7 protein-coding genes are annotated in these 12,467 nt (G+C 49.6%); 3 read left to right on the top strand and 4 right to left on the bottom strand.

All coding sequences use genetic code 11. The annotated features are described in order from the left end of the window. Positions 1-3: 3 nt before the first annotated feature. Positions 4-1,368: a cytochrome ubiquinol oxidase subunit I gene (locus tag FCN78_RS05460; protein ID WP_069362593.1), complete on the bottom strand. Its 1,365-nt coding sequence runs from the start codon at positions 1,366-1,368 to the stop codon at positions 4-6. 150 nt (positions 1,369-1,518) lie between these two features. Here FCN78_RS05460 and FCN78_RS05455 point away from each other — a divergent pair, with 150 nt between their 5' ends. Next, entirely contained in the window at positions 1,519-2,943 is a 1,425-nt protein-coding gene (locus tag FCN78_RS05455; protein ID WP_077659503.1) for an aminotransferase-like domain-containing protein, read from the top strand. Between the two features lie 46 nt (positions 2,944-2,989). On the opposite strand, the gene ilvD is transcribed toward FCN78_RS05455, so the two are convergent. Both ilvD and FCN78_RS05445 read right to left on the bottom strand, forming a co-directional pair. Then, complete coding sequence (gene ilvD / locus FCN78_RS05450; RefSeq protein WP_198535302.1) at positions 2,990-4,672, bottom strand: dihydroxy-acid dehydratase; 1,683 nt, start codon at positions 4,670-4,672, stop codon at positions 2,990-2,992. 338 nt (positions 4,673-5,010) lie between these two features. Further along, the gene (locus FCN78_RS05445; RefSeq protein WP_077459155.1) at positions 5,011-6,384 is read right to left on the bottom strand and encodes an OprD family porin; all 1,374 of its coding nucleotides are present in this window, start codon (positions 6,382-6,384) and stop codon (positions 5,011-5,013) included. Between the two features lie 798 nt (positions 6,385-7,182). On the opposite strand from FCN78_RS05445, the gene FCN78_RS05440 reads away from it, so the two are divergent. After that, entirely contained in the window at positions 7,183-8,328 is a 1,146-nt protein-coding gene (locus FCN78_RS05440) for an efflux RND transporter periplasmic adaptor subunit (RefSeq protein ID WP_077659502.1), read from the top strand. Beyond that, a complete protein-coding gene (locus tag FCN78_RS05435; RefSeq protein ID WP_077659501.1) occupies positions 8,321-11,449 on the top strand; it encodes an efflux RND transporter permease subunit in 3,129 nt (1,042 codons plus the stop codon). Before FCN78_RS05440 ends, FCN78_RS05435 begins: the two co-directional genes overlap by 8 nt. On the opposite strand, the gene mnmL is transcribed toward FCN78_RS05435, so the two are convergent. After that, positions 11,436-12,359 carry a tRNA modification radical SAM protein MnmL/YtqA gene (gene mnmL / locus FCN78_RS05430; protein ID WP_077659500.1) on the bottom strand — a complete coding sequence of 308 codons (924 nt, stop codon included), beginning with the start codon at positions 12,357-12,359 and terminating at the stop codon, positions 11,436-11,438. The genes FCN78_RS05435 and mnmL overlap by 14 nt on opposite strands. Positions 12,360-12,467 lie beyond the last annotated feature (108 nt).

The raw sequence follows: 12,467 nt of genomic DNA, 5'->3' as shown, positions 1-12,467 counted from the left end.
CCCTTACACACGGCCAGAGACAGTTAACGGTTCATGCGGTGTATCATCATGCTGATCCGGACCTAATTTAATTTGATGGATCATATAGATGTACCCCAACCCAAAGACCAAGCCGTACACCACAAAGAAACTGATCAAGCTAATACTCATGTGCAAGTCACCGTGGGCAGACACCGCATCTTGGGTGCGTAAAAGGCCATGCACTACCCAAGGCTGGCGCCCTACCTCAGTGGTTACCCAGCCAGCAAGAATCGCAACCAACCCCGCCGGCCCCATATACAAAGCAAAACGGAGCAGCCCTTGGTGTTCAAACAGGCGTCCTTTATAGCGCTGCCACGCCGCCACTAGTCCAAGTGTGATCATCAATAGCCCTAAGCCCACCATCAGGCGGAACGACCAGAAAACCACAGGCGAATTGGGTCTGTCTTCCGCAGCAAATTCGTTTAGGGCTGGAATTTGCTCGGTCAGACTGTGTTTTAAGATCAGACTCCCCAAATAGGGGATCTCTACTTTGTAGCGGGTGGTTTCCGCCTCCATGTCCGGAAAGCCAAATAAAATAAGCGGCGTGGGCTCGCCATGGCTGTTGTCCCAATGCCCTTCCATCGCTGCTATTTTGGCAGGTTGATATTCCAAGGTGTTTAGGCCATGTAAATCACCAATAAACGCTTGAATGGGCGCGGTGAATAACAGCATCCACATCGACATCGAAAACATCCGCTTCACGGCTGGGCTGCGCTGCCCTTGGAGCAGATGCCACGCCGCCGACGCACCAACAAATAAGGCACTGGATAAAAACGCCGCGACTACCATGTGCGCTAAGCGATAAGGGAAAGAGGGATTGAACACCACCGCTAACCAATCCACAGGCACCACTTGACCACTGACCACTTCATGCCCTTGTGGCGTGTGCATCCAACTGTTGGAGGCTAAAATCCAAAAGGCAGAGATCACGGTGCCCAACGCGACCATGGACGTAGCGAAAAAGTGCAAGCGATCACCGACACGTTGCCAACCAAACAGCATGACCCCGAGAAATCCGGCTTCTAAAAAGAACGCCGTAAGTACCTCATAAGTCAGCAACGGGCCAGTGATACTGCCCGCAAACTCAGAAAAGCCACTCCAGTTGGTCCCAAATTGGTATGCCATCACCAACCCAGACACCACGCCCATCCCGAAGTTGACCGCAAAAATTTTCGACCAGAAAAGGTAGAGGGTTTTGTACTCCTGCTCGCGAGTTTTAAGCCATAGCCCCTCAAGCACCGCAAGGTAGCAGGCAAGGCCGATAGTAATTGCAGGAAAGATAATGTGAAAAGACACCGTAAACGCGAATTGGATACGGGCCAACATAAAGGCATCAAGACCAAACATACGTGAAGTCCACTTTAGTAATTAGACCAACGCGTATGGTAGAAGCCCATTTTTAATGTGCCCATACACAGACGACTCAGATTAACCTATAACAGTTTGATATTTTCAGTGTTATAGTCTGGTTCACTTAGCGGCGATTATGGTAGGAAGATGTCCAAGTATCAGCAGCTTAGCGAGCAGATCAAACAACAAATTCAAGCAGGCATTTGGCATGTGGGAGAAAAGCTCCCCTCGCTGAGAAAACAGGCCGCTTATTCAGGGTTGAGTGTCATGACGGTGCTTCAAGCCTATCAACTGCTTGAAAGCCAAGGGTGGATTGTTTCTCAGTCCCGCTCAGGTTACCGCGTCGCTCCCCATGCCGAACTCGACGATAACAAGCCAGATAGTGCGATTCATCCTGCAGAATCTGTCGATATCAATGACTATATTTTCGATGTGTTGCAAGCCAGCCGCTCGCCGGGTATGGCGAGCTATGGGCATGCCTATGTTGATCCCCTGCTCGCCCCTCGCCATCAAGTAAACCGCTCGCTCACCACTGCGGTGCGCTTTATGTCGATTCATAGTGTGGTCGACAATCTTCCCCCGGGTAATGCTCAACTACGCCACCTGATTGCCCAACGCTATGCAGCGCAGGGGATGCAGGTTTCTCCCGATGAAATCGTGATCACCGCAGGCGGGTTGGATGCGCTTAACCTGAGCTTACGCGCGGTTACACAACCTGGGGATTGGGTCGCTGTTGAAAGTCCGGCGTTTTACGGTGCGCTACAAGCCCTTGAAAACCGGGGACTCAAAGCGATGGCGATCCGAACACATCCGACGGAAGGGATTGATCTCGATGCGCTCGAACGCGCCTTGCAAACGCATCCAGTCCGCGCTTGTTGGCTGATGAGCAATCATCAAAATCCGTTGGGATATTCGCTGTCAGACGCGAAAAAAGCACGCCTTGCCGAACTCGTCAAACGCTATCAGGTGTATTTAATCGAAGACGATGTCTATGGCGAACTCTATGATGGCGAACACAAACCGCACCCTACTAAAGCGTTCGATAACAGCGGTCATGTTTTGCACTGCTCGTCTTTCTCAAAAACCTTGGTCGATGCCTTTCGCCTTGGTTGGGTGGCAGCCGGTGATCAAGCCCAGAAACTACAAAAGCTGCAGCTAATGAGCACAGTGACCACCAGCGTCCCCATTCAGCTTGCCGTCGCGCATTATCTTCATAACCGCAACTATGAACACCACTTAAAGCAGCTGCGTCGCACACTGGCTGAACGAAAAAAAGCGACCTATCAGTTTCTGAACGCCCATTTACCGCAAGGCGTTAATGTCATTAACAGCCAAGGGGGGTATTTTTTATGGATAACTTTGCCCAAAGACAGTGATACCACCGCGCTTTACCACCTTGCGCTCAAACATCATATCAGTATCGCGCCGGGCAATATGTTTGCAACACACGCACAGTTTGCCCATTGCTTTCGGTTGAATGCCTCTTACCCGCTCGACCATGCACATAAAAATGCGCTGGCAACCTTATGTAATTTGATTGCACAGCACATTCAAACCTTGGTGAAGCGCTAAGACTGGCTGAGCAACCAAGTGATAAACCGTAAAACTCAACAACGATTTATAGTTTTAGATCTTGGTCAGTCACCGCCCCTTCCGCTGCGGAAATCACAGTATTGGCATATTTTGCCAATACGCCGCGTTTGTATCGTGGCTCTGGCTGTTGCCACTGACTTAAACGCTGATTCATTTCGGCTTGCGTTAAATCGACATCAATCGACATATCATCAGCATTAATAGAAATGGTGTCACCATCTTCAATAATGGCGATGGGGCCACCATCCATGGCTTCCGGTGTCACATGGCCTACGACAAAACCATGACTCCCCCCAGAGAAGCGACCATCCGTGATCAGCGCAACGTCGTTACCCAAGCCACGCCCCATCACGGCAGAAGTTGGACTCAACATTTCGCGCATGCCTGGGCCCCCTTTGGGTCCTTCGTAGCGAATAACAATCACATCCCCTTTTACGATCTTGCCATCTAAAATCGCTTGCAAGGCTTCTTCTTCAGAGTGGAATACGCGAGCGCGACCAGTAAACTGCGTACCCTCTTTGCCCGAGATTTTTGCCACGGCCCCCGTCGGAGAGACATTGCCTTTCAATACCACCAAGTGACTGGTTTGCTTAATAGGATTATCAAACGGACGAATAATATCTTGGTGATCAGGATAGTCTTCAACCTCTTCTAAGTTCTCCGCCAAGGTTTTTCCTGTCACCGTTAAACAATCACCATGCAATAGACCCGCGTCCAATAGACGCTTCATCAATGGTTGAATACCACCAATGGCCACAAGCTCTGACATCATGTACTGACCACTTGGACGCAAATCCGCAAGCACAGGGACTTTTTGCCCTAGGCGTGTAAAGTCATCCAAGCTTAAATCTACATTAACCGTATTCGCCATAGCCAACAAATGCAGCACCGCATTGGTTGAACCGCCAAGCGCAATGGTCACAGTGATGGCATTTTCAAATGCTTCCCGCGTCATAATGTCTGAGGGGCGAATGCCCTCTTCGATTAAACGCACCACCGCTTTACCCGCCGCTTCGCAATCCACACGCTTATCTTGTGAGATCGCTTCTTGAGCTGAACTGCCCGGCAAACTTAATCCCAAGGCTTCAATAGCGGATGCCATCGTATTCGCGGTGTACATACCACCACAAGAACCTGCGCCAGGAATGGCCGTTTTCTCTATCTTTTCAACATCTATTAATTCAATATCGCCTTTAGCATGCTGACCCACTGCCTCGAATACAGACACGATATCGGTATGATTTGCACCCGGTTTGATCGTTCCGCCATAGACGAATATGGAAGGCCGGTTAAGTCGGGCCATGGCAATAACGCAAGCGGGCATGTTTTTATCGCAACCACCAATGGTCACCAAGCCATCAAAACCTTGGCATGCCGCAACCGTTTCAATGGAGTCCGTGATCACTTCACGAGAGACCAAAGAATACTTCATACCTTCCGTACCATTGGCAATACCATCAGAAATGGTAATGGTATTAAAGATAACGCCCTTACCACCATCAGCGTCCACACCACTGCAGGCATGATCGGCCAGTTCGTTGATATGCATATTGCACGGTGTCACCATGCTCCAAGTCGAAGCAATGCCCACTTGCGGTTTTGAGAAATCCTGCTTTTCAAAGCCAGTCGCGCGCAACATGGCACGAGCCGGTGCTTTAGACACCCCATCAACCACTTCCGATGAATAGCGGCGCTTCTTACTCATCATACCCTCTCTCATTAATTCAACGTTTTATTTGTTAGTGATTATAGGGTCACTTTACCAAGGCTGACCAATCTATCAATATGCTAGCGACATACTATGCTGTTAAGCGACTTAGTGCGACTTTTTACTTGTTTTGTCATAGTGATTTTTGGTGGAAAGATAAAGGGTCGAATATTGTGTGGGCATTGCCAGTGATTAGCAGCATTTTGACTTGAGAGCACGATTAACCAAAGCCAGTGATATTCACCCAAATGCGCTGGCAACCTGATGTAGTTTGATTGCACAGCACATAAAAAAAGCTGAGCGCTAGGCCCAGCTAAAAGACAGTACCAAAAAAGACGTTACTTAATGGAGAAAGGAATCGCTAACGTTAGCTTAAAGTCATCTTCGTCTTGGAAGAGATTGGTATACCCTTTCCAGCTCGGCGCATCGGTATCGTTAAAGTACTGCGTGAAGTAGAAGCTTACTTTCGCATCTTTAAGTGCACCGGTTTGAATGGCGTAATTCGCAAACAGGCTATAAGAGTATTCTTTTAGATCATCGTATCCCTTGGCGGATGAGCCAAAGCCATAAGCGCCGTTAAAGCCTGCACTAAAGCCTTTTGCACCAATATCCGAGAAATCACGCGATAACGACCCAAATACCGCCAGTTCTTCATCGTGGTTAAAGTCCGAGCGGTTATTCCACCAAATGTCATAGGTACCGTTCGAGCCACCATATTGACTCGTCAAGCGATACGCTAAATTTTGCACCTTGGCAGGATCGCCGGAGTCGGCTTCGGTATAGGTGGCCTCTGCACGATAAGAGTATTGACCTGATGACATACTGGTAAGCATCGCTAGCTGGAATGCCGTGCTATCATATTGCTCATCATCATCGACCACATAAAGTTGCGGCGACCAATACACGCCACCCTCAGTGGTGCCTTTGACTTTGAGATGGGCATTCCAACGGTCACCGTCACTTAAAGCCCCATAAGCCGCATCGATAGAAACATCATTATCCAATGTATACCGCGCCCCTAACGAATAGGCGGTACCAGCGTCTTCACCATCGGTCGTTTGAAATTCATAGGTTTCTTTAAACCAAGGCGCTTTATAGCGCTCGGAGACCACAAGGCCCAGATCAAGATTATCGACACTCAGACCTAACTCCCCACCCACATGAGTGCCCGGCGCAAACGACCAGTTAATACCAATCGTGCTTGGTACTGAAGGCTGAAAATAACCCAGCTTCGCCGTTACGTTTTCGCCAAATTTAAACTTAGCCGCCGCAGTAGCCAGAGATACACCATTATCCGTGCACACATCGTCCCATGCGCCCGTGCATTCGCTATCATCTGGCTCTTTATCAAAGGGGTTATTCACGCCCCAAAAGTTCATTTCGTGGTCCGGGCTACCGTTTTGCCACATATCAAAGGTACTAAAGGCCATCAAATCAAGTCCAACCACTTCCGCAGCATAGCCTGAGTTAAAGGCAAGATTTGCATAGATAGAGCCATGGTCAAGGTTGGTTTCTTTGGCCGTATCGTTGCCGTTGGCATCTGTACCTGCGCGATCACGGGATCGCATCCAAAAATTGAGATTCCCACTTAAGGTAGATTCAGTAAAAAAAGGTGATGTCTCTGAGGATAATGTTTGTGACATTGCTGGCGCCGCCACCACCGCACTAAAAACAGCTGCAGCTAATGTCGATACGCTAAACATTTTATTCATGAAAGACTCCTGCTATCTGCAAGATACTGGCTTTGCCTCGTTGATTTATTAAGTTTTGTCGAGTGCAAAACCGATTTGAAAGCTGAGAAATATATTTCAGCTTTCCCCCGCTGCTTACACATTTCGTGTAACCACATCCTCAGACTAATTACGCAGAGAAAAATATCAATCACGACTTAATTTTTAATACGAATAATATGACATAGAGCATGTTTTTGACCGTTTTATGACATGGATCTTATTCATAAAAAACACAAAGTGCTTTATAAACAATTATTTATACATTTATTTAGGAATGACAGCTTCCGGAGAAGCGTATTTTCATGTCAATAAAATGAAATAAAAATCATAGAGTACGAACACGAAATCACGTCAAAAACGGCAAAAGTCGCCAATCTTATTTTTCTTACAAAATTAACGAGAAGAGAATGGATAGAGGAGGGTATTTTTTTACGTAAAATACATTTTATTATCGTCAAAAACGGTAAAAAAATGCATGGAATTTAGGAGTTATGTAATTTTATTATGAAAAATAACCACGGCTACAACTGTGTTTACGTCATCGGAACTCCCCCGCGACAACGCCTTGTCCCGCGATCGAGGGCTTTTTACATCGCCGCACAACGATCGCTGTTGCATATTAAGCCGTACTCGCTGTTATAGAAAAACTGATGCGCATCAAAAGTTAGGTTGACCTGTCATTCAATCAACAGATTCGCGTGATAGATTAGTCAATGAAGCGTTAAGCTCACCCCATAGTGCAATATACCGCCATGGCGAAAAAGGATCCCGGCATCAATGAAAGGACTACGTTGGTTTTTACCTCTTATCATTCTCGGTCTTGGCTATCTGGGCTATACCGCCATCGCGGCAACAAAGTCCGCTCCCCAAGAAAATGCTGCGTCCCCGCCACCACCGATTGTTGAAACACGCGTTGTTCACCCAACCCAGCACCAAGTGGTTTTACGAGCGCACGGTGAGGTCATCCCTGTCGAGACCACACAGCTTTCTGCTCAAGTGTCCGGTGAAGTCGTCGCTTGGCATCCAAACTTTGTTGCTGGCGGCATTGTTAAACGTGGTGATGTGCTGTTTTCCATTGAGCCTGAGAACTATCAAGCCGCGGTACTAAATGCCGAAGCCGACCTTGCCAGTGCAAAAGCGGCCTTGATAGAAGAACAAGCCCAGGCCGCGGTGGCAAAACGTCAAGCAAAAAGCCTTCCTTCCTCACAAGTCACCGATCTTTACTTACGCAAGCCACAAGTCCTCAGTGCAAAAGCCCGCGTAAAATCAGCACAAGCAGCGTTAAAACGTGCACAACGCGACTTAGACAACTGCCAAGTGACTGCCCCTTACGATGCACTCGTCGTGTCGCGAGACGTCGGGGTTGGGCAGTACATCAACGCAGGAAGCCCGGTGGGGGTCCTTAATAGTATCGAGGCGGCGGAAGTGCATTTGCCTATTGCTGGCTTCGACACCCTCTTTCTCCCCACACCCTTAGCAGGGATCGAGGTTCAGCTTACTCGCAACGGCAGCGAACCGGCTCAACGCCAAGCGCGACTGGTGCGCGATCTCGGCATCGTAGAGCAAAGTACGCGCATGATGCGGGTAGTGGTGCGCCTTGATGATCCTTACGGCATCCAGTCGGCTAAACCTGCCCTACCTTTTGGTAGTTATATCGAGGCGACGTTCAAAGGGGCAACGTTGGAGAACGTCTTTAAGCTGCCGCAGTCCTTGATAAACAATCGTCAAGTTTGGGTAGTCAACCAAGCGGGAAAACTCACCCCGCGCACGCTACGCGTGGTAAGAACGGAGGGCCAGTATATCTACGCTGACCAAGGCTTAAGTGATGATGACCAAGTGGTTACCACGCTGCCTGAATTCCCCGAGCCTGGCATGACGGTTCGCGTCGCATCGCAGGTATCGCCGGAGGGTGAACATGAATAATGCTGACACGCCATCGCGTGGGCTCATTGCCTATTTTGCCCACAACCCGGTTGCTGCAAACCTGATCATGGTATTTGTACTCATCATGGGGGTCGCCAGTTACTTTTTCATTCAGCGACAGATGTTCCCTAACATCGAAATCAACTATATCCATATCACAGCGGACTATCCTGGGGCGTCTCCACAGGAGGTCGAAGAAAGTATTCTGGTTAAAGTCGAAGAGGCGATTAAAGATGTCACCGGGATCGAATCGGTGGTTTCAACCGCGCGGCGCGGATTTGGTCAAGTAGAAATCGAAGTGGATGTTGGGGAAGATCTCAATCTCGTCCTGGATCGCGTAAAACAAGAGGTCGACGCTCTGTCCAACCTCCCCGCGTCGATGGAGCCGCTTAATGTCGCGCAAGTGGAGTTTCGCCAAACCGTTATTCAGATGGCAGTGGTAGGCAATAAGCCACTCACTGAGCTTAAACGCGCAGCACAGGACATTGAGGACGAACTCCTCCAACTCAAGGACGTCACCTTGGTGGAGCTCAGTGCCCCTACCTACGAAATTGCCATCGAAGTGGCCCCCCGTATTCTGCGCAAGTATAACCTCACGCTTAATCAGGTGAGTGACGCCATTGCCCGCTACTCAGCCAATTTCTCTGCCGGGGAGGTACGCACCGACAGCGGCATGATTGCAATTCGGGTCGAGAATCAACGCTACCGCGGTGATGAATTTCGCCAGATCCCAATCAAAATTGGCCCCAACGGCAGTCGATTATTGCTACAGGATATTGCCACCATTAAAGACGGCTTTACAGAGGGCGAACGTTATTTTAAATACTCAGGGCAAAACGCGATTTTTCTCTCGGTGAACGCCACGGCGTCGGAAAACATGGTCACTGTCGCCGACGCTGTCAAAGGTTACATCAGTGAAAAGAACGCGACATTGCCCGCCGGGCTGGCGCTCAAATCGGTGGTCGATATGACACACTACCTCAATGCCCGCCTTGATATGATGCTCAAAAACTTATTACAAGGGGCGGTACTGGTTGCGTTACTGCTGACACTATTCTTGCGCTTTAAACTTGCCCTCTGGGTGCTTATCGGTTTGCCCGTATGCTTTCTTGGCGCGGTCATGTTAATGCCAGTGATTGGGGTCAGCATTAACATCGTTTCGCTATTTGCGTTCATTATGGTGTTGGGGATTGTCGTCGATGACGCGATCGTTATCGGCGAAAGTGTGTATACCGAAGTGGAGCACATGGGTGGCGGCGTCAATAACGTTGTCGCCGGGGCGCAGCGTGTTGCCACCCCTGCCACTTTTGGCGTGCTCACCACCATTGCCGTTTTTGCCCCTTTTATTATGTCGAGCGGCCCTGAACGCGCCTTTTTCTTTGGCATCGCGTCAATCGTCATCTTGTGTCTGATCTTTAGCTTGGTAGAGTCGAAGCTTATTTTGCCCGCTCACTTGGCGCACACCCACTTTTCCACGCCCAAATCAAATAGCTTTCGCCAGCGTTTTAATCGGCAATTCCATCGCTTTGTCAATGGGCCATACCGCCGCGCCGTCACCTTCGCCGTGCATTGGCGCTGGTCGGCTTTCGCATTATTTGGTGCCTTATTAGCTATCAGTGTTTCATTGGTGGTTGCCAGCCACGTGCGTATGGTGCCGACGCCCAAAGTCCCGCATGATTTTCCCAATATTCGTCTTGAGATGAACAATAACGCCTCCAGTGAGCAAACCATAGCCGCACTCAAAGCCATTGAAAGTATGGTCTACCGGGTCGATAACGCCACAGAAGCCGAAACGGGCCAAGCCATGGTGCAAGATACCCTGGTGTTTAATGAAGGGCGAACCTCGGGACAACTGGTGATCCCTTTAGTCGATGATACATTGCGCCCCTTTACCACCTTCGAATTATCACGGCGCTGGCGCGAGGCGATGCCGGAGATCCCAGGGGTTAAAAAACTCACCATTCAAGATGATGTGAATGGTGGAGAACAAGGTGATGAGTTTGGCTTTCTCCTTTTTGGGCCCAATATCGACACACTCAATGCGGCCGGACGTGCGTTAATGTCGCGCCTTAACCAGCAAACGGGCCTTTTTGATGTGTCGTCTTCCATCGATTCCGGCAGCCAGGAAGTGCTTATTTCCCTCACGCCCGTGGCTCATGATCTAGGACTGGATCTCACCACCATTGCACAGCAAGTCGGTGGGAGTTTCTATGGCGGGGAAGCGCAGCGCCTGATCCGTGACGGTGAAGAAATAAGAGTCATGGTGCGTTATCCCAAATTAACCCGGGAGGCATTTTCATCCTTACGTTATGCGGTGATCACCACCCCAACCGGTCAACAAGTTATGTTGGGCGATGTGGTTAAACTTGAACAGCAACCTGGGGTGAGTAGCCTGCGCCGTGAAGCTGGATTTAGAACGGTTTATGTCTATGGGGCGATTGATGAAGAGTTAGTGGAACCCAATCAAGTAGTGGAGACCATTCAGCAATCGGTGATACCTGAGGTATTGGCCGATTATCCGGAGGTTACCAGTGAACTCAGTGGTTCGATTGAAGAACAACAAGCCCAGCAAGATGAACAAAAGCTTTTCTTTGTGGCCGGGATGATTGTGGTCTATGCGTTGTTAGCCGTGCCCTTAAAAAGCTACACACAACCACTGATTATCATGTCTGTGATCCCTTTTAGCTTAACGGGGGCTATTTGGGGGCATTATTGGTTTGATATTGATTTAAGTATGATGTCGACCTTTGGTTTGATTGCCGCCGCAGGCGTGGTAGTCAACGATGCGCTGGTGATGACGGATTATATTAATCGAGCGCGCAACGCGGGTGTTGCGATCAAACAAGCAGTGATCGACGCAGGCTGTGCCCGTTTTCGGGCAATCACACTGACCTCTATCACCACCTTTGCGGGGGTACTCCCCATTATGTTTGAAACCAGCCTGCAAGCGCGTTTTGTGATCCCAATGGCTGTTGCACTTGGCTTTGCGGTGATGTTTGCCACCTTGCTAACGCTGTTTTTGGTGCCGTGTTTATATCTGATTTTGCAAGATATTGGCCAACTGCTGCGTCGGCTCACTCCCGGCGTATCTTCCTCACAATCAGAGCCTAACGTGCAGTAAAAGCAGTACCGAGCGCGGTGCCTTGTGCGCCATGTTGGTCCAGCTGGTTAGCAATGGCGGTCATCGCTAACCAGCGGTTCTCGCACCATGAAGGGGCCAGTAACGTCGGTGGACGCGCGCTCGCAGACACGCGATGATACACCACCTCAGGGGGCGTTCGCTGGATCATCATCGTGGCGCTATCGACGTAGGCGTCTAATGTAATTTCGCTTTGACGCCCCGCCCGCCACGCTTTCGCCATGATACTCCCCTCAACAATATGCAGCGGATGCAATTTGATGCCATCGGTGCCTGTGCTCACCACACGGTCAATCGTTGTTTGATGATCGGTGATGCCCTCTCCAGGCAGGCCAACAATCAAATGCGTGCATACTTTGATACCGAGCGCACGGGCTTGTTGAGTGATCCGCTCGTACACCGACACATCATGGCCACGGTTAATGCGCTTTAACGTTTTATCATGGCCGGTTTGCAAACCCAGCTCTAACCAGACTTCAAACCCTTGTTGACGATAGTCCGCCAACAGCGTCAACACCTGCTCAGGCACACAATCTGGCCGAGTACCGACACATAACCCGACCATGTTTTCACGCGCGAGTGCTTGCTGGTACAAAGCCTTTAATCGCGCGACTTCACCATAAGTACTGGTATAGGCTTGAAAATACGCCAGATAACGACGTGCTCGGTCTACCTCTTTCGAGCGCAGGCGCAGTTGATCGCTAACGGTTTGGTGCTGCGCGGTTTCATCGGAAAACGAGGCGACATTGCAAAAGGTACAACCGCCTCGCCCGAGCGTGCCATCACGATTGGGGCAACTAAAACCACCATGTAGTGTCAGCTTATGGACACGTTCACCATAACGGTGTTTTAAGTCTTGGCCTAGTGTATTAACAAGTTGATGCAGCTCCATGACGCCTCAGCGGTAAAAGACAAAGGCGGGATTTTAACAACTGTTGTCGAGGAGATATTGGTGCGGATCAAGCAAGGGCAAGCTTTCTCTAAAACAACAAACCCGCCT

It is taken from the genome of Salinivibrio kushneri (genome assembly GCF_005280275.1).
GTDB classification, from domain to species: Bacteria; Pseudomonadota; Gammaproteobacteria; order Enterobacterales; family Vibrionaceae; genus Salinivibrio; species Salinivibrio kushneri.
This window is presented reverse-complemented; position numbering and strand designations above follow the sequence as displayed.